Source organism: Streptomyces tendae (assembly GCF_008632955.1).
GTDB lineage: Bacteria > Actinomycetota > Actinomycetes > Streptomycetales > Streptomycetaceae > Streptomyces.
The window spans coordinates 5,811,211-5,833,412 of the sequence record NZ_CP043959.1; the positions used below are offsets into that span (position 1 = coordinate 5,811,211).

Annotated in this window: 15 protein-coding genes; 14 read left to right on the plus strand and 1 reads right to left on the minus strand. The window is 73.7% G+C overall.

The features are described 5' to 3' along the window. Window positions 1-246: 246 nt before the first annotated feature. Window positions 247-3,123, plus strand: a complete 2,877-nt coding sequence (locus F3L20_RS26690; protein WP_150156493.1) for a beta-N-acetylglucosaminidase domain-containing protein — start codon at window positions 247-249, stop codon at window positions 3,121-3,123. Window positions 3,124-3,184: 61 nt separating this feature from the next. On the opposite strand, the gene F3L20_RS26695 is transcribed toward F3L20_RS26690, so the two are convergent. After that, entirely contained in the window at window positions 3,185-3,721 is a 537-nt protein-coding gene (locus tag F3L20_RS26695; RefSeq protein ID WP_150156494.1) for an HNH endonuclease, read from the minus strand. Window positions 3,722-4,036: 315 nt separating this feature from the next. Between F3L20_RS26695 and F3L20_RS26700 the strand changes: the two genes are divergently transcribed. The 13 genes from F3L20_RS26700 to F3L20_RS26760 all read left to right on the plus strand — a co-directional run bounded on the left by F3L20_RS26700 (window position 4,037) and on the right by F3L20_RS26760 (window position 22,182). Continuing rightward, the gene (locus tag F3L20_RS26700; RefSeq protein WP_150156495.1) at window positions 4,037-5,125 is read left to right on the plus strand and encodes a mechanosensitive ion channel family protein; all 1,089 of its coding nucleotides are present in this window, start codon (window positions 4,037-4,039) and stop codon (window positions 5,123-5,125) included. Between the two features lie 231 nt (window positions 5,126-5,356). Beyond that, window positions 5,357-6,571, plus strand: coding sequence for an ROK family transcriptional regulator (locus tag F3L20_RS26705; protein WP_150156496.1), 1,215 nt, complete (start codon window positions 5,357-5,359; stop codon window positions 6,569-6,571). 91 nt (window positions 6,572-6,662) lie between these two features. Continuing rightward, entirely contained in the window at window positions 6,663-8,000 is a 1,338-nt protein-coding gene (locus F3L20_RS26710; protein WP_150156497.1) for an ABC transporter substrate-binding protein, read from the plus strand. A gap of 4 nt (window positions 8,001-8,004) precedes the next feature. Then, window positions 8,005-8,946: a carbohydrate ABC transporter permease gene (locus F3L20_RS26715; protein WP_150156498.1), complete on the plus strand. Its 942-nt coding sequence runs from the start codon at window positions 8,005-8,007 to the stop codon at window positions 8,944-8,946. Window positions 8,947-8,948: 2 nt separating this feature from the next. Then, window positions 8,949-9,842, plus strand: a complete 894-nt coding sequence (locus tag F3L20_RS26720; protein ID WP_145827727.1) for a carbohydrate ABC transporter permease — start codon at window positions 8,949-8,951, stop codon at window positions 9,840-9,842. Window positions 9,843-9,845: 3 nt separating this feature from the next. Further along, entirely contained in the window at window positions 9,846-11,111 is a 1,266-nt protein-coding gene (locus F3L20_RS26725) for a 6-phospho-beta-glucosidase (RefSeq protein WP_150156499.1), read from the plus strand. Then, window positions 11,102-12,070 carry an N-acetylglucosamine kinase gene (locus tag F3L20_RS26730; RefSeq protein WP_150156500.1) on the plus strand — a complete coding sequence of 323 codons (969 nt, stop codon included), beginning with the start codon at window positions 11,102-11,104 and terminating at the stop codon, window positions 12,068-12,070. Before F3L20_RS26725 ends, F3L20_RS26730 begins: the two co-directional genes overlap by 10 nt. 239 nt (window positions 12,071-12,309) lie before the next feature. After that, a complete protein-coding gene (locus tag F3L20_RS26735; RefSeq protein ID WP_150156501.1) occupies window positions 12,310-13,764 on the plus strand; it encodes a hypothetical protein in 1,455 nt (484 codons plus the stop codon). A gap of 38 nt (window positions 13,765-13,802) precedes the next feature. Then, the gene (locus F3L20_RS26740; protein ID WP_206338942.1) at window positions 13,803-14,858 is read left to right on the plus strand and encodes a glutamate ABC transporter substrate-binding protein; all 1,056 of its coding nucleotides are present in this window, start codon (window positions 13,803-13,805) and stop codon (window positions 14,856-14,858) included. Between the two features lie 91 nt (window positions 14,859-14,949). Beyond that, complete coding sequence (locus F3L20_RS26745) at window positions 14,950-16,284, plus strand: hypothetical protein (protein ID WP_150156502.1); 1,335 nt, start codon at window positions 14,950-14,952, stop codon at window positions 16,282-16,284. After that, window positions 16,281-18,890: a serine/threonine-protein kinase gene (locus tag F3L20_RS26750; protein WP_240810763.1), complete on the plus strand. Its 2,610-nt coding sequence runs from the start codon at window positions 16,281-16,283 to the stop codon at window positions 18,888-18,890. Before F3L20_RS26745 ends, F3L20_RS26750 begins: the two co-directional genes overlap by 4 nt. A gap of 441 nt (window positions 18,891-19,331) precedes the next feature. Continuing rightward, window positions 19,332-20,723 (plus strand): protein phosphatase 2C domain-containing protein, encoded by a 1,392-nt coding sequence (locus tag F3L20_RS26755; RefSeq protein ID WP_431193198.1) that lies wholly within the window; start codon window positions 19,332-19,334, stop codon window positions 20,721-20,723. Window positions 20,724-20,835: 112 nt separating this feature from the next. Next, window positions 20,836-22,182: a vWA domain-containing protein gene (locus tag F3L20_RS26760; protein ID WP_150156504.1), complete on the plus strand. Its 1,347-nt coding sequence runs from the start codon at window positions 20,836-20,838 to the stop codon at window positions 22,180-22,182. Window positions 22,183-22,202: the final 20 nt, after the last annotated feature.

The following is a 22,202-nucleotide window of genomic DNA, read 5'->3' on the forward strand; positions in this document are numbered from 1 at the left end:
CGCCGTGCGGGTCATCTCGCAGCCCTACCCAGTGGACGCGAGCGCAGACGCACAAAGTCGTTCAACGTGCTTCTGGTCACATTCTCTCCCTTCACTCTCACTCCACAGGGGGACAAATACGCCACAACACCCCCTCTGATTGACACGTTCACTCCAGGAGTGGTGGGCTCGGGGCGTCTCGGTAACGGAATGGACACGGCCGCCGGTCGTAGGCAGGTCGGTCCCGCGGGATCAGGAGGGGGCCCTGTGCAGCTGTGGCGTGGGAGGACGGCGAACGCGCGGAGGGCCGCACTCGCACTCGCCGTGCTCGCCGGATCCCTGGGGGTCGCCCCCGCCGCGACGGCCGCGCCCGCACCCGAGCCGTCCGCCGCGCCCGCCGCTGACCCGGCCGGTCCGTCCGTCCCGTCGGTGTGGCCGCGCCCGCACGACCTGCGCGCGAACGGCGCCCCGGTCCCGGTGACCGAGGAGGTCGCCCTGGTCGCGGACCGGACGGTGGACCCGTACGCGGTGGAGGCGCTGAAGGACGTCCTGCGGGAGGCCGGCGCGCGCCGGTTCACCGACCCCGGCGCACCGGTGCCCGAGGGGGCGCTCGTGGTGCGCGCGAAGAACGCGGACGCCTCGGACGATCCCCGTGGCGCCCTCCCGGCGGGCGGCTACGTCCTCACCGCGGGCGGCGGCTCCGTGACCCTCGCCGGGGCGGACGGCGACGGCCTCTTCCACGCCGTGCAGACCCTGCGCCGCCTGGTCCGCCCGGACGGCACCCTCACCGCGGCCGTCGTACGGGACTGGCCGGGCACCGCCGTGCGCGGCGTCACCGAGGGCTTCTACGGCACCCCGTGGACGCACCGGCAGCGGCTGGCCCAGCTCGACTTCATGGGCCGCGTCAAGCTGAACCGGTATCTCTACGCACCCGGCGAGGACCTCCACCGGCAGGCGCGCTGGCGCGAGCCGTACCCGGCCGAGCGGCGCGCGGAGTTCCGGGAGCTGGCCGGGCGGGCCGCGCGCAACCACGTCACCCTCGCCTGGGCGGTCGCCCCGGGGCAGGCGATGTGCTTCTCCTCGGACGAGGACCTGCGGGCGCTGACCCGCAAGCTGGACGCGATGTGGGCGCTGGGCTTCCGCGCCTTCCAGGTGCAGTTCCAGGACGTCAGCTACAGCGAGTGGCACTGCGGCGCGGACGCCGACCGGTTCGGCTCGGGCCCCGAGGCGGCCGCCCGCGCCCAGGCGCACGTGGCGAACGCGGTCGCCCGGCACCTGGCGCGCCGGCACCCGGGCTCGCCCGCCCTGTCCCTGATGCCCACCGAGTACTACGAGGACGGCTCGACCGCGTACCGGCGGGCGCTCGCCGAGGAACTCGACGGGGGCGTCGAGGTGGCATGGACCGGGGTCGGCGTGGTCCCGCGCACCATCACGGGCCGCCAACTGGCCGAGGCACGCGAAGTGTTCGGGCATCCGCTGGTGACGATGGACAACTACCCGGTCAACGACTACGCGCCCGAGCGGCTGTTCCTCGGCCCCTACCAGGGCCGGGAGCCCGCCGTGGCGGCCGGTTCGGCCGCGCTGCTCGCCAACGCGATGGAGCAGCCCGAGGCGTCGCGCATCCCGCTGTCCACGGCCGCCGACTTCGCCTGGAACCCGCGCGCGTACGACCCCCAGGAGTCCTGGCGGGCCGCGATCGCGGACCTCGCGGGCGGTGACGCCCGGCGCCACGAGGCCCTGACGGCCCTGGCCCGGAACACCGCCTCCTCGGTCCTCGGCGGCACCGAGTCGGCGTACCTGCGTCCGCTGCTCCAGGAGTTCTGGCGGACCCGGCCGGCCGCGGGCGGTCCCGGGGAGACCGCGGCGGCCCGGCGGCTGCGTACGGCCTTCACGGTTCTGCGCGACCTGCCCGGGCGGCTGTCCGGCACCTCCCTGGCGGGCGAGATCACCCCCTGGACCGGCCGGCTGGCCGCCTACGGCGACGCCGGCACGGCGGCCCTGGACATGCTGCGCGCACAGGGCGCCGGTGACGCGGGCGCCGCCTGGGCCGCGTACCGGCACCTGGGCGAGCTGCGCGCGCAGCTGGCGGCGGAGCGGGTGAAGGTCGCCGAGGGCGTGCTGGACCCGTTCCTGGACCGGGCGCGCAAGGCGTACGAGAGCTGGGCCGGCCTCGCGCGGAAGCCGGCCGGGACGGCCGGCGGCCCCGGCACGCTGCGCCTGGAGGTCGCCCGGGTCCTGGACACGGTCACGGTGCTGACCGATCCCGGCACCCGGGGCGCCGTCGAGGTGCGTGCGGCCGACGGGAGCTGGCGGCGGATCGGCGCGCTGGCCGCGGAGGGCGCGACGGAACTGCGGGTGGGTGACCGGCCGGTGGACGCCGTACGGGTCGTGGACGCGGACCCGGAGCGGGTCCGGCACCTGGTGCCGTGGTTCGCGGACGTCCCCGACGCGGTGGTGGACCTGCCCGGCGACCGCGCGGACGCCGACATCGGCCGCACCCGCACGGTGACCGTCACCCTGGGCTCGGCCCGGCCCGAGGACGTCCGTGACCGGCTGACCGCGCGGGCCCCCGAGGGCGTGGACGTACGGGTGCCGAAGGGGCCGCTGTCGGTCCCGCGCGGCACGCCGGTGCGGGTGCCGGTCGAGGTGACCGTGAGGCCGGGCTCGCCCACCCGCTCCTACGACGTGCGGCTCGGCTTCGGCGGCGCGACCCGCACGCTGACCGTCGACGCCGTCCCGCCCGTCGGGGGCCCCGACCTGGCCCGCACCGGGCGGGCGGAGTCCTCGGCCGACGAGACACCCGACTTCCCCGCCTCGGCGGCCAACGACGGCGACCCCGCGACGCGCTGGTCGTCGCCGGCCGAGGACGACGCCTGGTGGCAGGTGGAGCTGGAACGCCCCGTACGGCTGGGCAGGGTGGACCTGCGCTGGCAGGACGCCCACGCCTCGGCGTACCGCGTCGAGGTCTCGGCGGACGGCCACGCCTGGCGCACGGCGGCGGAGGTCCGTGACAGCCGCGGCGGCCGGGAGACCGTCCGCATGGACGAGTCCGACGTCCGCCACATCCGCGTCCAGGGCGCCGGCCGCGCGACCCGCTACGGCTACTCACTGTGGTCGGTGGAGGCGTACGCGGTCGCGGACTGACCCACCCGGAGCCGGTGGCCGCGCTCCCCGCGCCACCGGCCCCACCGGTCCCCCGACGGGGTCAGGCCGAGATGCCGTCGATGCGGGCCAGGGCGTCGTCCGCGCCGTACGGCTGGAGGTACGGCAGCCAGCGCGGGTCACGGTGGCCGGTGCCGATGATGCGCCAGGCCAGACCGGTGGGCGGGGCGGGTTTGTGGCGCAGCCGCCAGCCCAGCTCGATCAGGTGACGGTCGGCCTTCACGTGGTTGCAGCGGCGGCATGACGCCACCACGTTGTCCCAGACGTGCTTGCCCCCGCGGCTGCGCGGGATGACGTGGTCGACGCTGGTTGCGACGCCACCGCAGTACATGCACCGGCCCCCGTCACGGGCGAACAGCGCCCTGCGGGTGAGAGGAACGGGACCCCGGTAGGGGACCCGCACGAAACGCTTGAGCCGGACCACGCTGGGGGCGGGGACGGTGACGGTGGCGCTGTGCAGATAGGCGCCGGTCTCCTCGAGGCAGACTGCCTTGTTCTCGAGGACGAGCACGAGCGCGCGGCGGAGCGGTACGACGCCGAGCGGCTCGTACGACGCGTTGAGGACCAGGACATGCGGCACGGACGGCCTCCTTGTACGCCGGCGGCGCGTGGCTCGCGCCGGGACGATCCGTAGTCAGTCTCCCCTCATGCCTGGTGAACGCGCCACCATGTCCCGGTAACGGGCTGGGAGTGTTTTCGACCACATCTCGATTCATCCCCAGGATCACGGCCGGTTCAAGCGCAGGTGAGCGGGGTCTCTTCTTCACACATCCCGCCGGTCCCGCCACAATGCCCCGTTAGTGTGGTGGTTCCGCCCCTGCCGGTGACCCATTCGTGACCTTGCAGACCTTGACCGCAGCACCGGGGGGCGGACGTGCACCTGGAGGTACCCGCCGTGTCCTTGCCCGTCGTCCTGTCGGCCGCCGATCCCTCGCCGACCCCCTCGGAGTCGGAGACGCCACGGGTCCCCTCGCTCCAGGACGCCCAGGAGAGCGCCACCAGCGCGGCCGGCTGGGTCGAGGAGAACTGGTCGACCTGGCTCGCCATCGGGCTGCGTGTGCTGCTCATCCTGGTGATCGCGACGGTGCTGCGCGTGGTCGTCCGGCGGGCGATCACCAAGCTGGTCGACCGGATGTCCCGCACCGGCCAGACCATGGAGAGCGGCGGACTCGGGGGCCTGCTGGTCAACGCCGAGCGCCGGCGCCAGCGGTCCCAGGCGATCGGCTCGGTGCTGCGCTCGGTGGCGTCGTTCCTGATCATGGGCACGGCCGCGCTGATGGTGCTGGGCACCTTCCAGATCAACCTCGCGCCCCTGCTCGCGTCGGCCGGTGTGGCCGGTGTGGCGATCGGTTTCGGCGCGCGCAACCTGGTCACGGACTTCCTCTCCGGCGTCTTCATGATCCTGGAGGACCAGTACGGCGTCGGCGACACCGTCGACGCGGGCGTGGCCACCGGTGAGGTGATCGAGGTCGGGCTGCGGGTGACCAAGCTGCGCGGCGTCGACGGCGAGATCTGGTACGTCCGCAACGGCGAGGTCAAGCGCATAGGCAACCTCTCGCAGGGCTGGGCCACCGCCAACGTGGACGTCACGGTCCGCTCCGACGAGGACCTGGACAAGGTGAAGTCCGTGCTGAGCGACGTCGCCGAGCGCACCAGCAAGGAGGAGCCCTGGAACGAGCTGCTGTGGAGCCCGGTGGAGGTGCTCGGCCTGGACTCGGTGCTGCTGGACTCGATGGTGGTGCGGGTCTCCGCCAAGACCATGCCCGGCAAGTCGCTGACCGTGGAGCGGGAGCTGCGCTGGCGCATCAAGCGCGCCTTCGACGCGAACGGCATCCGCATCGTGGGCGGCGCGACCGCCGCCGAGGACGCCCCGGCCGGCGACCCCGCGGCCGGTGTGGCCGCCCCGTCCGCCTACGCCAGCACGGTGTCCCCGCAGTCCATGGCCGCCTCCCCGCTGCCCTCGCCGACGAGCACCACGAAGTAGCCGCCGGCCCGTGAAGGGGCGGCACCCGGGGAGGTCCCGGGTGCCGCCCCTTTCCGTTCCCTGCCGTTCCGGCCGACGACGCCTCTTGACGCCCGCTCCGCGCCGGGCTTACCTTCCTCCCCATCCGACAGGAAACTTTCCTAACAGTGGTCCCGGCGTCGGTCCGGGATGGACGTCCTGACCGGCCGCTTGAGAAACTGTGCAGTCGACGAAGGGCAGGTGTCGCACCCCATGGCAGGAACAGCCGGTACGCCGGGCACCCCGCGCGTCCTGCGCGCCATGAACGACCGCGCCGCCCTGGACCTCCTGCTGGAGCACGGACCGCTGTCACGGACCCGGATAGGCAAGCTCACCGGCCTGTCCAAGCCGACCGCCTCCCAGCTCCTGGCCCGCCTGGAGGCCGCCGGCCTGGTCCTCGCCACCGGCACCACCGAGGGCCGCCCGGGCCCCAACGCCCAGCTGTACGGGGTCAACCCGGCCGCCGCGTACGCCGCCGGACTCGACGTGAACCCGCGCCGCGTCCTCGCGGCCGTCGCCGACGTCACCGGCCGCACCGTCGGCCGGCACGAACTGCCCACCCCCGGCCGCCGGCCCGCCGTGCCCGTGGTCCAGCAGGTCACCGACGCCCTGGACGGCGCGGTGAAGGCGGCGGGACTGACCCGGGCGGACGTCCACCGCCTGGTGATAGGGACCCCGGGCGCCTTCGACCCGAACACCGGCCGCCTGCGCTACGCCTCCCACCTGCCCGGCTGGCACTCCCCCACGCTGCTCGACGAACTGGCCGCCGCCCTGCCGATGCCGTTCGAGTACGAGAACGACGTCAATCTCGCCGCCGTGGCCGAGCGGCGGCTCGGCGCGGCCCGCGACCACGACGACTTCGTGCTGCTGTGGAGCCAGGAGGGACTGGGGGCGGCCCTGGTGCTGGGCGGCCGGCTGCACCGGGGGTTCACCGGCGGCGCCGGCGAGGTCGGCTTCCTGCCGGTGCCCGGCACGCCGCTGGTCCGCCAGGTCACCAAGGCCAACAGCGGCGGCTACCAGGAGCTGGCCGGCGCCCAGGCGGTGCCGCGGCTGGCCCGCGAGCTGGGCGTGCCGGACGTCCCGCAGGGCCCGTACACCGAGGCGGCGGCCGCCCTGCTGGAGCGCGCCGCGGCCCGCCCCGACGAGGAACCGCACCGCACCCTGCTGCACACCTACGCCACCCGTCTGGCGACCGGCCTGGCCTCCCTGGTCGCCGTCCTCGATCCCGCGCTCGTCGTCCTGAGCGGCACCGCCCTCACCTCCGGCGGCGCGGTGCTGCGCGACCTGGTCCGGGACGAGCTGGAGGAGCTGGCCGCCTCCCGGCCCCGGCTCGTCCTGGGTGGCGTCCGTGAACACCCCGTGCTGCGCGGCGCGCTGGAGAGCGCGCTCGCGGCCACCCGCAACGAGGTCTTCGACACCTCGCGCTGACCCCGCCCCTTCCCACCCGCCCCGCACCGCGCCTTCCTCACCCCGTCCCTCACCTCACCCCGTCCCACACCTCGCCCCAGGGAGCTCCGTCATGCCCGGAATATCCAGAAAAGCGACGCTCGCGCTGGCCGCCACCGCCTCCCTCGCCCTGCTCACCACCGCCTGCACCGGCCAGTCCGGGTCCGGCGCCGGCGACGACCCGAACGCCAGGACGACCCTCACCTTCTGGCACGGCTGGAGCGCCCCCGCCGAGGTGAAGGCGGTCCAGGACGTCGTGGACCGCTTCGAGAAGGCGCACCCCAACATCAAGGTGAAGGTCGTCGGCAACATCAACGACGACAAGCTCAACCAGGCGCTGCGCGCGGGCGGTTCGAACGGCCCGGACGTGGTCTCCTCGTTCACCACGTCCAACGTCGGCAAGTTCTGTTCCTCGGGCGCCTTCGCCGACCTCGAGCCCTTCGTCGAGAAGTCGAAGCTCGACCTGGACGCGATCATCCCGAAGCCGATGCTGGACTACACCCAGTTCGAGGGCACCCGCTGCGCCCTCCCCCTGCTCGGCGACGCCTACGGCCTCTACTACAACAAGGACGCCTTCGCGAAGGCCGGCATCACCGAACCCCCCAGGACCTGGTCGGAGTTCGCGCAGGTCGCCAAGAAGCTCACCAAGACGAAGGGCGACGGTTACGAGCAGCTCGGCTTCATGCCGAACTACCACGGCTACGAGACGGTCGTCGACCACTACATGTCCCAGTGGGACCACGCCTACTTCGACGCCGACGGCAGGTCGGCCGTCGCCGAGGACCCGGCGTTCGCCGAGATGTTCACGTACCAGAAGAAGCTGGTGGACGACCTCGGCGGGTTCGCGAAGCTGGAGAAGTACCGCAACACCTTCGGCGACGAGTGGGGTGCCGAACACCCCTTCCACACCGGTCAGGTTGCCATGCAGCTCGACGGCGAGTGGCGGCTCGGCATGGCGCGGGACGCCGGCGTCGACTTCGAGATCGGCACCGCGCCGATGCCCGTCGCCGACGACGAGGCGGACGAGTACGGCAAGGGCTTCCTGTCCGGCACGATCATGGGCATCGCCCCGCAGAGCGAGAAGCAGAACGCCGCGTGGGAGCTGGTGCGGTTCATGACGACCGACACCGAGGCCGTCGTCTCCTTCGCCAACGCCATCCACAACGTTCCCTCGACCTTCGAGGCGCTGAAGTCCCCCGACCTGAAGACGGACCCGGCCTTCAAGACCTTCCTGGACATCGCTCGGCACCCCGAGTCCAACACCCCGCCGGCCTCCGTCAACGGCTCGACGTACCAGACGACGCTCCAGGACTTCGGGTACCAGTACGAGTCCGGCAAGGTGAAGGACCTGAAGGCGGGGCTGGAGAAGACCGCCGCGCAGATCGACCGCGACATCGAGCAGGCGAAGTAGCCCGATGTCCGCGTACACGCTCCGCGCGAAGCGCCGCCGGTCGGCGCTCCGGACGGTGGCCTTCCTGTCCCCCTGGCTCATCGGGTTCGGCGTCTTCTTCGCCTACCCGCTGGTGTCCACCGTGTACTTCTCCCTGATGAAGTACGACGGCTTCGGCACCCCCGAGTTCCGGGGCCTGGACAACTGGGCCTACGTCTTCCAGGACTATCCCCTGTTCTGGCCGGCCCTGCGCAACACGCTCTGGCTGGTCCTCGTCATGGTGACGTGCCGGGTGGTGTTCGGTCTGGGCGTCGGCCTGCTGGTCACCAGGCTCAGGACCGGCGTCGGCGTCTTCCGCACCCTCTTCTACCTGCCCTACCTGGCCCCGCCGGTCGCCGCCACCCTCGCCTTCGTCTTCCTGCTCAACCCGGGCACCGGTCCGGTCAACTCGGTGCTCGACGGCCTCGGGCTGCCGGCACCGGGCTGGTTCACCGACCCCGCCTGGTCCAGGCCCGCCCTCACCGCGCTCGCCCTGTGGGGCGTCGGCGACCTGATGGTCATCTTCATGGCCGCGCTGCTCGACGTCCCCAGGGAGCAGTACGAGGCCGCCGAGCTGGACGGCGCCTCGCCCTGGCAGCGCTTCCGTTTCGTCACCCTGCCGAACATCTCACCGATCGTGATGTTCGCCGTGGTGACGGGCGTCATCCAGACGATGCAGTACTACACACAGCCCCTGGTGGCGGGAAAGGTCGCGTCCGGGATCATCGGCGGCTCGGGCCAGCAGTTCGAGCCCGGCTACCCGGACAAGTCCACGCTCACGCTGCCCCAGCTCGTCTACAACCTCGGCTTCCAGCGCTTCGACTACGGCGCCGCCTGCGTCGTCGCGCTGGTGCTCTTCGCCCTCGCCATGGCCTTCACCGCGCTGCTGATGAGGCGCCGGGGCGGACTCGTCCAGGCAGGTGACTGACCATGACCCAGCTGCTGGAGCGTCCCGTACGGTCCGACGCGCCCCCGTCCCCCGCGCGGCGCACCGCCCGCCGCCGCGCCCTGCTGGAGTGGATCGCCGTCCACTCCCTGGGGATCGCCGCCGCCCTCTTCTTCGTGCTGCCGTTCGTCTTCGTGGTCCTCACCTCGCTGATGAGCGACCAGCAGGCCCTCACCCGTGACCTGGTTCCCCGCACCTGGGAGTGGGGCAACTACCGCGAGGTGTTCGACACCCCCGGCTTCCTCACCTGGTGGCGCAACACCCTGCTCTACGCCGGCCTCGGCACGTTGCTGACCGTCGTCTCCTCGGTTCCGGTGGCGTACGCGCTCGCCAAGTTCCGCTTCCGCGGCCGCAACCTCACCCTGATGCTGGTCATCGCGATGATGATGCTGCCGCCCCAGGTGGTCGTCATCCCGATGTACCTGTTCTGGGCGAAGCAACTGGACCTCTCCGGCACGCTCTGGCCGCTGATCATCCCCATGGCCTTCGGCGACGCCTTCTCCATCTTCCTGCTGCGCCAGTTCCTCACCACGATCCCCGACGAGTACCTGGACGCGGCGAAGGTCGACGGCTGCGGCGAACTGCGCACCCTGCTGCGGGTCGTGCTGCCCATGGCGAAACCGGGCATCGCGGCCGTCGCCCTCTTCCAGTTCTTCTACGCCTGGAACGACTACTTCGGCCCGCAGATCTACGCCTCGGAGAACCCGGCCGCCTGGACCCTCTCCTACGGTCTGGAGTCCTTCAAGGGCGCCCACCACACCGACTGGAACCTCACCATGGCCGCCACCGTTCTGGTCATGGCGCCCGTCATCCTCGTGTTCTTCTTCGCACAGAAGGCGTTCGTCGAGGGTGTCACCCTCACCGGAGTCAAGGGATAACGCATGAAACTCACCGTGGTCGGCGGAGGCTCGACCTACACCCCCGAACTCATCGACGGCTTCGCGCGGTTGAGGGACGTCCTGCCCATCACCGAGCTGGTCCTCACCGACCCGGCGACGGACCGCCTGGACCTGATCGGCCCGCTGTCCCGCCGCATCTTCGCCCGCCTGGGCCACCCGGGCCGCATCACCACCACCACCGACCTGGACGCGGCCGTGGACGGCGCCGACGCGGTCCTGCTCCAGCTGCGCGTCGGCGGCCAGGCGGCCCGCCTGCAGGACGAGACCTGGCCCCTGGACTGCGGCTGCGTCGGTCAGGAGACCACCGGCGCGGGCGGCCTGGCCAAGGCGCTGCGCACGGTCCCGGTCGTCCTGGACATCGCCGAGCGGGTCCGCCGCACCAACCCCGACGCCTGGATCATCGACTTCACCAACCCCGTCGGCATCGTCACCCGCGCCCTGCTCCAGGCCGGCCACAGGGCCCTCGGCCTGTGCAACGTGGCCATCGGCCTCCAGCGCAAGTTCGCCGCGCTCCTCGGCGCCGCCCCCGCCGACGTCCACCTCGGCCACGTCGGCCTCAACCACCTCACCTGGGAGACGGCCGTACGCCTCGGCGGCCCCGACGGCGAGGACGTCCTCCCCCGCCTGCTGGCCGACCACGGGGACACGATCGCCGCCGACCTCCGCCTCCCCCGCCCCGTCCTGACCCGCCTGGGCGTGATCCCCTCCTACTACCTCCGCTACTTCTACGCCCACGACGAGGTGGTGGAGGAAGCGCGCACCAAGCCCTCCCGCGCAGCAGAAGTGGCGGCGATGGAGAAAGAGCTGCTGTCCCTCTACGCGGACCCCGCCCTGGACCGGAAGCCCGCCCTCCTCGCCCGGCGGGGCGGCGCCTTCTACTCCGAGGCGGCGGTCGACCTGGCCGCGGCCCTGCTGCGCGGCGCCGGTTCCGAGCACCAGGTGGTCAACACGCTCAACAACGGCACCCTCCCCTTCCTCCCCGACGACGCGGTCGTCGAGGTCCCCGCCACGATCACCGCCGAGGGCGCCCGCCCTCTCCCCGTCGCCCCCGTGGACCCCCTGTTCGCGGGCCTGATGGCCAACGTCACCGCCTACGAGGACCTCGCCCTGAAAGCGGCCCTGCACGGCGGCCGGGACCGCGTCTTCCGCGCCCTCCTCGCCCACCCCCTCGTCGGCCAGTACGCCTACGCGGACCGGCTGACCGACGACCTGATCGCACACAACCGGGAGCACCTCACGTGGGCCTGACCGCATCCGTCCTCGCCGTCGACGCGGGCAACAGCAAGACGGACGTGGCGGTGATCGGCGCGGACGGCACGGTGCTGTCCACGGCCCGGGGAGGAGGCTTCCGCCCACCCGCGGACGGCCTGGACACGGCCATGGCCACGCTCTCCACCACGGTCACCGAGGCCCTCACCGCGGCCGGCACCCCCGAGGTGGCCCACGTCTCGGCGTGCCTCGCCAACGCCGACCTCCCGGCCGAGGAGGAGCAACTCACCGAAGCCCTCACCTCGCGCGCCTGGGCGACCACCGTCGAGGTCCGCAACGACACCTTCGCGATCCTCCGCGCCGGCGTCACCGAACCCCGCGGGGTCGCGGTGGTCTGCGGCGCGGGCATCAACTGCGTGGGCATGCGCCCCGACGGCCGCACCGCCCGCTTCCCGGCGGTCGGCCGCATCTCCGGCGACTGGGGCGGCGGCTGGGCCCTGGCCGAGGAGGCCCTGTGGCACGCGGCCCGCGCCGACGACGGGCGAGGTGAGAAGACCGCCCTGACCACCACCCTCCCCGCCCACTTCGGCGTCCCCGACATGCCCGCCCTCATAGAGGCTCTGCACCTCGAGCACATCCCACCCCACCGCCGCCACGAGGCGACCCCCGTCCTGTTCGCCACGGCCGCCGAGGGCGACCCGGTCTCCCGCGCCGTCGTCGACCGCCAGGCCACGGAGATCGTCACGATGGCCGTGGTGGCCCTCACCCGCCTGGACCTCCTCCACGAGGAGACCCCCGTCCTCCTGGGCGGCAGCGTCCTGGCGGCCCGGCACCCCCTCCTCATCGACGGCATCCGCACCCGACTGGCAGCCCGCGCCCCCCGAGCCGTACCTCGAGTGATCACCGCGCCCCCCGTCCTGGGAGCGGCGCTCCTCGGCCTGGACCACGTGTCGGCCCCACCGGAGACCCACGCCCGCCTGCGCGCGCACTACGGGTGAGCCGCCGACGGCGCCCTGCCCACCGCCCGTGGGCGCGGCGCAAGGCGGCCCCGCACCCCGCCCCGCCCCGCCCCCGGAACCGAACGGATTTCCCGGGCGTGTTCCTGGGCAGGGTGGGTGCGGCGGCCCGGAACTTCCGGCCATCACACTGCATTTGGATCAAGATCGTGCCAAGGCCGGTGCGGATGCCGCCCCCGACGGCGATACTTGCCGCGGAGGATGACCACGGGGGAGGTCACATGACACACACACCGAACGCCGGCGCGCCACCCACGCTGCCCGCGATCCCACCGCAGCCGACGGCACCCGCCGCACCCCCCGCCTCCGCAACCGGCCCCGGCACCACGCCCGCCCCCACCACCGCGGCGCCTCCCCCCGCCCGCCGCACCGCCTTCGCCGAGGGCGTGGACCAGCTCCGCCGCGCCGCCACCACGGAACCGGGCCGCCTCCGCATCATCGGCGCGGTCCTGGCCGCGCTGGTCGTGACGTTCGGCGCGGTCACCGCGTGGCAGATGACCGACAGGGCCGCGGCCGCCGACGACGTCCTCACCAGCAGCCAGCCGCTCACCTCGGACGCCGCCGACATCTACCGTTCCCTGGCGGACGCGAACACCGCCGCGTCCAGCGGCTTCCTCGCGGGAGGCCAGGAGACCGCCGCCACCCGCGACCGCTACGAACGCGACATCCGCACCGCCGCCGGGAAGCTGGTCAACGCCGCCGCCAACGCGGCCCCCGGCTCCCCCTCCACGGACACCATCACCAAGCTCAACCGCCTGCTCCCCGAGTACAAGGGCCTGGTGGAGCGCGCCCGCACCTACAACCGCCAGGGCTACCCGGTGGGCGGTGCCTACCTGCGCTACGCGAACGAGAAGATGCAGCAGGAGATGCTGCCGGCCGCGCAGGACCTGTACACCAAGGAGAACCAGCGCCTGCGCGCGGACTACGCGGACGCCACCCCCTACCCCTGGCCCGCGATCGCCCTCGGACTGGCCGCGCTGGCCGCCCTCGCCTGGGCCCAGCGCCGCACCTACCTGCGCACCCACCGCGTCCTCAACCACGGTCTGGTCGCGGCCACCGCCGCGACCGCGATCGTGCTGCTCTGGCTGACGGCCGGACACGCCCTGGCCCGCTCGCACCTCGACGCGTCCTACGACCACGGCGTCCGCTCGCTCGACGTGCTGCACGACGCGCGCATCGCCTCGCTCAAGGCGCGCGGCAACGAGAACCTCACGCTCGTCGCCCGCGGCGCCGAGACGAAGAAGGTCGGCGACGAGACCCTCGACGCCTACGACCACGACTTCGGCCGCGACATGGACGCACTCGGCAAGGGCCTCGCCGTCGCCGAACGCCTCGCGGACGACGCCACCGGCGCGCAGCCGGTCACCGCGGCCGTGAGCAACATGACGGAGTGGAAGAAGCGCCACGCGGCGGCCCGCGAGCAGGACGAGAACGGCAACTACCAGCAGGCGCTGGACATGGTGATCGGCCCGAAGGGCGCGACGGGCGAGTGCTTCGACAGCGTCGACAAGAACCTGGCGACGGCGCTGGCGCACGAGGAGACCGAGTTCGCCGAGGCCGCCGGTGCCGGCCGGGACGCGCTGACCGGCCTGCCGGCCGGCGCGGCGGTCCTCGGCGTGCTGGGCGCGGCGGGAGCGGTGCTGGGCATCGGCCGCAGGCTGTCGGAGTACCGATGAGCGGGCGGCGGACGACGAAACCGAAGGGGGCCATGACGATGCACGCACGCCACCTGCGGATCCGCCTGAAGGGCTGGGGCGGTGTGGGCGCGATGGCGGCGGCCTGCGCCCTCGCCCTGGTGTTCGCGCTCGCCCTGACCTGCACGGGTTCGGTCGCCTCGCAGGCGGGCGCGCCCCGCCCGGCCGGGGACGGGGCCACGCGGGCGCTGACGGCCGAGGCGCGCGCCGCGGACACCTGCACGGCCCCGGAGAAGCAGACACTGCCGCCGTCCTCCGCCGACGGCCCCACCATCGCGGCGATCAAGAACCGTCAGGGCGAGAAGCGCAAGCTGGTCGTCGGTGTCGACCAGAACAGCTACCGCTGGGGCTACCGCGACCCCAACAGCGGTGTGAGCGGCCGCCTCGAAGGCTTCGACATCGACCTGGTGCACCGCATCGCCGAGGACATACTCGGCGACCCGGACGCCGTGCAGTTCAAGGCGATCCCCACCGACCAGCGCATCCCGGCGATCCAGGACGGGCGGGTGGACCTGGTCGTCCGGACGATGACGATCAACTGCTCGCGCCTGCAGGAAGTGGCGTTCTCCGCCCCGTACTTCAAGACGGGCCAGCAGGTCCTGGCGCCGAAGTCCTCCCCGGTCGCGGGGTACGACGAGACCCTGGCGAACCGCCGGATATGCACGGCGAAGGGCTCGACGGCGCACGCGAAGCTGGAGGAGGACCGCAGGAGCGGCGCCCTGCCGGCGTCCGCGGACATCTCCACCACGGTGCCCAACCAGCTCGACTGCCTGGTGCGGCTGCAGCTCGGCGAGGTGGACGCGGTCGTCAACGACGGCGCGCTCGCGGCCAGTCAGGCCGCGCAGGATCCGACGGTCGAGCTCAAGGGTGAGGCGTTCACGACCGAGTACTACGGCGTGGCGATGAAGAAGGACGCGGACGACCTGGTCCGCCGGGTCAACCAGATCCTGGTGGACTTCCGGCAGGACACCGCGGCCGGCTGGCAGGCCTCGTACACGAAGTGGCTGTCCGCCACGATGGACGACGACCCCACCGCCTCCAGGCCCCCGGCCCCCGAGTACCTGCGCCGCGACTGACCCTTACGCGGCGGCGCCCCGCCGCCCCTCCACGACACCCCGCCCGCCCCCCACGCACGACACGAACCCACCCCGCTGCGAAAGGTGATCGATGGCCGACACGGATCCCGCCGGGCCGGTGATGGACCGGGACGAGGTGGACCGTGCGCTGGCGCGGCTCGGCGCGGAGCACGAGGCGATCGAGACCTCGCTCCTCGCCCTGCAGGACCACGCGGGCCGACGGCTGCTGGAGGGCGCCCGGCTCACGGGCGTCACCGCCGAGCGGTGGACGTCCACCGAGGCGGCGATCACGCTGCTGTGGACCTACTTCGACGCGTACACGGACGCGTTGCGCACCGCCCGGGACATCCGCTCGCGCCGCCGCTGGTCCAGCCGGGAGGACCTGGTGGAGCTGACGGAGCTGCTGCGCGGCGAGCCGGTGACGATGGCCGGCGGCGCGGCGGCGACCGCCAACGCGGCGGCCGGGCACGGCGGTCCGGGCGTGCTCAGCGAGCGCTACTCGCTCGCCGCCCTCGTCGACCGCATGAACGAGCTGTACGCGGCCTCGCTGGACATGGTCGTCGCCGCGGACGCGGTGTGGTCGGCGCTGCCCGCCCGGATCGATCTGCTCTCCGCGGAGCTGCGGCGCACCAGCACACTGGCGCACTCGGTCGGGGTGCGCCCGGGCGAGCACCCGGCGGGCGACGACCTGGAGCGCATCACCCGCACGCTGACGAGGCTGCGCGAGCAGGTGGTCTCCGACCCGCTGGCCTTCTGGAAGAAGGCAGAGGGCAGTTCGGCGCCGGGCGGCGGCAAGCCCGACACCACGGTGTACGACCGTGAGGCGCGCGCCCTGGAGGACGTGCGCCGCGAGATCGACGCGGTGCTGGCGGTCCGGCAGGACGCGGAGAAACGCATCGTCCGGCTGCGTGACGTGCTCTCCCGCGCGGACCGCACCCTCGCCGAGGCCCGCACGGCGCGCGGCGAGGTGCTGGCGAAGATCGCGGCCACGGAGGTGCCGGCGGTCAGCGGCCCGCCGACGGCGTTGCAGGAGCAGGTGGCGGCTGCGGCGGAGTACCGCCGGCACGCCCAGTGGCACCGGCTGTCGCCGCTGCTGGAGTCCCTGGAGCAGAAGGCGGAGGACGAACTGCTGCGCGCCCGCGAGTCGTTGACGGCGGTCACCGCGCCGCTGGCGGTCCGGGCGGAGCTGCGGGGCCGGCTCGACGCGTACAAGGCGAAGGTGTCCCGGCACGGTCTGGCCGAGGACCCGCTGCTGGTGGAGCGGTACGAGAAGGCGCGCCGCATGCTGTGGAGCGCGCCCTGCGATCTGCGCGCCGCCGAGCAGGCGGTGCTGCGCTACCAGCAGGCGGTGTCGGAACTGCTCACCGGCTCCACGGGGGTGCCGGGGCAGGCCCGGCCGGACGACCGGAGGGGGCCGGGCGCATGAGGGTCGAGAGGGAGGCGGGCGGTACGGGCGGACCGGGCAGCCAGGGGGCGCCCGCGGGCGTGACGGCGGGGACGGCCTGTCAGCGCCCCGAGTGCGAGGGCGCCTACGAGGACGTCGGTGGCGGCGAGCTGTACTGCGACACGTGCGGTCTCGCCCCGGTGGTGTCGCCGACGGGCCTGGTGGTCTCGCCTCCGACCGGCGTCACGGCGGGCGGCCGGGACTCGCGGGGCTCGGAGAGTGCCCGCGCGGGCGGCGGCGGCAGCGCGCGCAGCGGCCGCAGCTCCCGTACGTCGTCGCAGTCGTCGAAGTCCCGCCGCTCGGTGTCCGGCCGGCTCTCCCGCTCGCTGTCGGGCCGGACGGCCACGGGCCGCTCGGTGTCGGTGCGCAGCTCCGGCACCGGCGCGGGCAGCTCGGGGCGGGGGCGGCTGGGCGCGGGCCTGGTGCAGGTGCCGGCGATCCCGCGGCCGGATCCGCGGCGGATGGTGCTGGACGACCCGGAGGTGCCCGAGCGCAAGCGGTTCTGCTCGCGTTCGGACTGCGGGGCGCCGGTGGGCCGGGCCCGCAGCGGCCGGGCGGGACGCACGGAAGGGTTCTGCACCAAGTGCGGCCACCCGTACTCGTTCGTGCCGAAGCTGCGGGCCGGGGACGTGGTGCACGGCCAGTACGAGGTGGTGGGCTGCCTGGCGCACGGCGGGCTCGGCTGGATCTACCTCGCGGTGGACCGTGCCGTGTCCGACCGCTGGGTGGTCCTCAAGGGTCTCCTCGACACCGGTGACCAGGACGCGATGGCGGCGGCCATCTCCGAGCGCCGGTTCCTCGCGGAGATCGAGCACGCCAACATCGTGCGGATCTACAACTTCGTGGAGCACCTCGACCAGCGCACCGGCTCCCTCGACGGCTACATCGTCATGGAGTACGTCGGCGGCAAGTCGCTGAAGGAGATCGCCAACGCCCGCCGCACACCGGAGGGCAGGCGCGACCCGCTGCCGGTGGAGCAGGCCTGCGCGTACGGCATCGAGGCGCTGGAGGCGCTCGGCCATCTGCACAGCCGCAACCTGCTCTACTGCGACTTCAAGGTGGACAACGCGATCCAGACCGAGGACCAGCTCAAGCTGATCGACATGGGCGCGGTGCGCCGGATGGACGACGAGGAGTCGGCCATCTACGGCACGGTCGGCTACCAGGCGCCGGAGGTCGCCGAGGCGGGCCCGTCGGTGGCGTCCGACCTGTACACGGTCGCCCGCACGCTGGCCGTCCTCACCTTCGACTTCCAGGGGTACACGAACGTCTACGCGGACTCCCTGCCCGACCCGGACAACATCGAGGTGTTCCGGCAGTACGAGTCCTTCTACCGGCTCCTGGTGCGGGCCACCGACCCGGACCCGGCGCGCCGGTTCGCCTCCGCGCAGGAGATGGCCGAGCAGCTCACGGGCGTGCTGCGGGAGGTCGTCTCGCTCCAGTCGGGGCAGGCGCGCCCGGCGCTGTCGACCCTGTTCGGGCCGGAAGTGCGGGTGACGGACACGGAGTTGTTCCCCGCGCCGGCCGGTGACGTCTCCCGGCTCGGCGCCCGCCCTCCCCGGGGCCGCAGGGGCGCGCCCGCCCTGCCCGCCGGAGCGGCACCTCTTCCTCCTGCCGTCGGCCCCGCCCCGGCCACCCCCGCCCTGGTCAAGCCCGTGGACTGTGCGACGGCGGCCCTCGCGCTGCCCGTCCCGCACGTCCAGTCCTCCGACCCCAACGCCGGTTTCCTCGCCGGTCTGCTGACGTCCGCGCCGGCCGAGCTGGTCCACGCGCTGGCCGCGGCGCCCGGCCCGTCGACGGAGACCCGGCTGCGCGAGGTGCGGGCCCGGCTGGAGACGGGTGAGTGGCACACCGCGCTGGAGGCGCTGCGCGCGCTGGAGGAGCAGGACCCCGACGACTGGCGGGTGGTCTGGTACCGGGGCATCGCCGCCCTGGTCACCGGGGACCACGAGGGCGCCGCGCTCGCCTTCGACGCCGTCTACGACGCCTTCCCGGGCGAGATCGCGCCGAAGCTGGCGCTGGGCGTGTGCGCCGAGGTGCTGGGCCAGTTGGACAACGCCGCCGAGTACTACCGCCTCGTGTGGTCGACCGACCCGAGCCATGTGAGCGCCGCGTTCGGGCTGGCCCGGGTGCGCCTGGCGGCCGGGGACCGGCGGGGCGCCGTACACACGCTGGAGTCGGTGCCGGAGTCCTCCATCCACTACACCGCCGCCCGCGTGGCGGCGGTCCGGGCGCGGCTGCGCGGGCGGACGGTCACCGCCGCCGACGCGCCGTACCTGGACGACCTGACGGCCGCCGCCGGGCAGGTCGAGGCCCTGGAGTCGTACGGTCTGGATCCGGCGCGCCGCGAGCTGTTGGCGGCGGAGGTCCTCGGTTGCGGACTGGACTGGGTACTCTCCGGGGGCCAGGGTTCCGCTCCTCCCGCCGCCGGGGGGCGGACGCTGCTCGGCAGCGGCCTGGACGAGCGTGGCCTGCGCTTCGGTCTGGAGCGCTCGTACCGCACGCTGGCCCGGCTGGCGCGCAGCGGCGAGGAGAGGATCGACCTGGTGGAACGTGCCAATCGTTACCGCCCCCGGACGTGGGTGTAGTTGATGTCGCAGATGCCCCAGCAGGCCGCGCTGTCGAAATGCCCGAGCTGCGAGGAACCCCTCGAGTCGGGTGATCGTTTCTGCGGTGCGTGCGGATACGACCTGTCGGTGGTTCCGGCCCGGCCGACGGACGACCCCACGATCGCCCTGAACGGCGCGGTGCCCCCGCAGTCCGCGGGCGCCGTACCCCCACCGCCCCCGGCCGCCCCGCCGTCGGTGCCGGGCGCGCCCGCGCCCGGCATCCACCCGGCCGCTCCCGGTCCGAACGCCCCCGCCCCGGGGACACCGTCGGCCGATACGCCGGCCCACCCCAGGCCCCGGCCCGCACCGGCGGCGCCAGGTGTCCATGCCGCGGCCCAAGGCGCCCCCACCACCGACGCCCCGGCGGCCGGCACATCCGCCCGCCCGGGGGCCCCCGGCCCGCACCCGGCGGCGCCCGGTGTGCATGCCGCGGCCCAGGCCGACCCGGCGGTCGGCGCTCCCGCCCGTCCGGCGGCGGCCGCCGCCCCTGTCGCGACCGCGGGCGCGCCGGCGCCCGACACCCCTGTCGTGCCGGAGGCTTCCGGCACGCACGTACCGGCGGCGGATCCGCACGCGGTGGCGGCCGGGGCGCACGAGTCGGCGGCCGGCCGGCACGTTCCGGTCCAGGGTGCGCCCGCGCGGCCCGGCCACGCCGCGGTGTCCCCGACGGCCGTTCAGGGCGCGCCCGTTGCGGGTGCCCCGGCGGCCGGGGTCCGCTTCGACCGGCGTGACCGGTCGGGGGCGCCCGACGGCGGGGCACCCGCCCAGGACGCCCCGCACACGCCGGACGCACCCGGCACATCCCCCGCCCACCAGCCCGCGCAGCCCGACGAGTACCCGCTGCAGGCGCCGGACCCGCGCGTGGCCGCCGAGCCGGCGCAGGCCGGTCCGGCGCCCGCCGTGTGCGTGGCGTGCCGCGCCGGCCGGGTGGACGACGACGGCTACTGCGAGAACTGCGGCCACGCCCAGCCGCGCGAACGGGACCACATGGAACAGGAATGCGGCCCGCTGGCCGCGGTCAGCGACCGCGGACTGCGGCACCACCGCAACGAGGACGCCTTCGCCGTCGGCACCACCGCGCTGCCCGACGGCTCCCCGGTGTACGTGGCGGTCGTCTGCGACGGTGTCTCCTCGGCGACCCGGCCCGACGAGGCGTCACTGGCCGCCTCCCGCGCGGCGAACGCCTCCCTGCTCGCCGCCCTGCCGCGCGGCACGCACCCGCAGCAGGCGATGCACGACGCGGTCCTCGCCGCCTCCGAGGCGGTCAACGCGCTGGCCGGTGAGCAGCCGGCCGGCGCCCGCGAGCACGCCCCGCAGCAGAACGCCCCCGCCTGCACGATCGTCGGCGCCGTGGTGACGGCGGGCCTGCTGGTCGTCGGCTGGGTCGGCGACAGCCGCGCGTACTGGATCCCCGTGGACCGGTCCGCCCCGCCGGCCCGGCTGACCGAGGACGATTCGTGGGCCGCGCAGATGGTGGCCGCGGGTCTGATGGGCGAGGCGGAGGCGTACGCCGACCACCGCGCGCACGCCATCACCGGCTGGCTCGGCGCCGACGCCTACGACCTGGAGCCGCACACCGCGGCCTTCAAGCCCGACCGCCCCGGGGTGGTCGTCGTCTGCACCGACGGCCTGTGGAACTACGCCGAGTCCGCCGACGAGATGGCCGAGGTGGTGCCCGTCGACGCCGCCGCGCGCCCGCTGCACGCCGCCCAGGTGCTCGTCGGTCACGCCCTCGACGGCGGCGGCCACGACAACGTAACAGTGGCGCTGGTGCCGTTCCCGGCCGTCCCGCAGGGGGCAGGATCGGCCTGAGGCCGCGTACGGGGAGCCTCGCACGGGGAAGCCGCAACGGACCGGAGGGGACCGGTCCGTCGATTCGTCGTCGCCCCGCGCCGTCGGGGCACCGGAGGGGGAGCGAACAGGCATGGCCAATTTCTCGAAATCGAACGTGCCGCAGTTCTCGGTGGACGTGTACCAGAACGAGTACCTGCCGGAGGGCGGCCGCGAGGTCAACGCGGTGGTGACGGTGACCGCGACCGGCGGCGGCACCATCGGCAGCGCGGTGGCGGCACCCCACCTGTACTCGCCCGGCGAGGGTCCGTCGGCCGCCGTGGTCCTGATGGTCGACTGCTCCGGCTCGATGGATTACCCGCCGACCAAGATGCGCAACGCCCGGGACGCCACGGCCGCCGCGATCGGCACCCTGCGCGACGGCGTGCACTTCGCGGTGGTCGGCGGGACGCACCTGGCGCGCGAGGTGTACCCGGGCGACGGGCGTCTCGCAGTCGCCGGACCGGAGACCCGGGAGCAGGCCAGGCAGGCGCTGCGGAAGCTGAGCGCGGGCGGCGGCACGGCGATCGGGACCTGGCTGCGCCGGGCCGACCGGCTGCTGGCGTCGGCGGACGTGGCGATCCGGCACGGCATCCTGCTCACCGACGGCCGCAACGAGCACGAGACGCCGGAGGATCTGAAGGCCGCCCTGGACGCCTGCGCCGGACGGTTCACCTGTGACGCGCGCGGTGTGGGCACCGACTGGGAAGTGAAAGAAGTCACAGGCATCGCCTCGGCCCTCCTCGGCACCGCCGACATCGTCGCCGACCCGGCCGGTCTGGCCGCCGACTTCACGCGGATGATGGAGACGGCGATGGGCAAGGAGGTCGCGGACGTCTCGCTGCGCCTGTGGACCCCGGCCGGGGCGACGGTGAAGTTCGTCAAGCAGGTCGCCCCGACGGTGGAGGAACTCACCGCCCGCCGCACCGAGGCGGGCCCCCGGGCGGGCGATTACCCGCTCGGTTCCTGGGGCGACGAGTCCCGTGACTACCACGTCTGCGTGGAGGTCCCGCCCGCCGCCGTCGGCCAGGAGATGCTGGCGGCGCGGCTGTCGCTGGTGATTCCGCACCCGGGGGGCAGTGTGCAGAACCTGGGCGCGCAAGGGCTGGTGCGGGCCGTGTGGACCGACGACCTGGCCGCGTCGACGTCGATCAACCCCCAGGTCGCGCACTACACAGGTCAGGCCGAACTGGCGGAAGTCATCCAACAGGGCCTGGATTTGCGCAAAGTGGGCGATACCGACGGAGCAACGGCCAAGCTGGGGCGGGCCGTTCAGCTCGCGAGCGCGTCCGGCAACGCCGATACTGCGAAACTGCTCGCGAAGGTGGTGGACGTCGTCGACGCCGCGACCGGTACTGTGCGACTGAAGGCGAAGGTCGAGGAGGCCGATGAGATGACACTCGAGACTCGGTCGACCAAGACCGTTCGTGTAAAGAAGTGATCCGTAAGTAAACGAGCCTG

Bases quoted from the DNA above. Each gene is read 5' to 3' on its own strand.
- F3L20_RS26720 (WP_145827727.1), top strand. From the start codon at position 8,949: ATGACCCAGCTGCTGGAGCGTCCCGTACGGTCCGACGCGCCCCCGTCC.
- F3L20_RS26715 (WP_150156498.1), top strand. From the start codon at position 8,005: ATGTCCGCGTACACGCTCCGCGCGAAGCGCCGCCGGTCGGCGCTCCGG.
- F3L20_RS26710 (WP_150156497.1), top strand. From the start codon at position 6,663: ATGCCCGGAATATCCAGAAAAGCGACGCTCGCGCTGGCCGCCACCGCC.
- F3L20_RS26725 (WP_150156499.1), top strand. From the start codon at position 9,846: ATGAAACTCACCGTGGTCGGCGGAGGCTCGACCTACACCCCCGAACTC.
- F3L20_RS26705 (WP_150156496.1), top strand. From the start codon at position 5,357: ATGGCAGGAACAGCCGGTACGCCGGGCACCCCGCGCGTCCTGCGCGCC.
- F3L20_RS26735 (WP_150156501.1), top strand. From the start codon at position 12,310: ATGACACACACACCGAACGCCGGCGCGCCACCCACGCTGCCCGCGATC.
- F3L20_RS26760 (WP_150156504.1), top strand. From the start codon at position 20,836: ATGGCCAATTTCTCGAAATCGAACGTGCCGCAGTTCTCGGTGGACGTG.
- F3L20_RS26740 (WP_206338942.1), top strand. From the start codon at position 13,803: ATGCACGCACGCCACCTGCGGATCCGCCTGAAGGGCTGGGGCGGTGTG.
- F3L20_RS26750 (WP_240810763.1), top strand. From the start codon at position 16,281: ATGAGGGTCGAGAGGGAGGCGGGCGGTACGGGCGGACCGGGCAGCCAG.
- F3L20_RS26745 (WP_150156502.1), top strand. From the start codon at position 14,950: ATGGCCGACACGGATCCCGCCGGGCCGGTGATGGACCGGGACGAGGTG.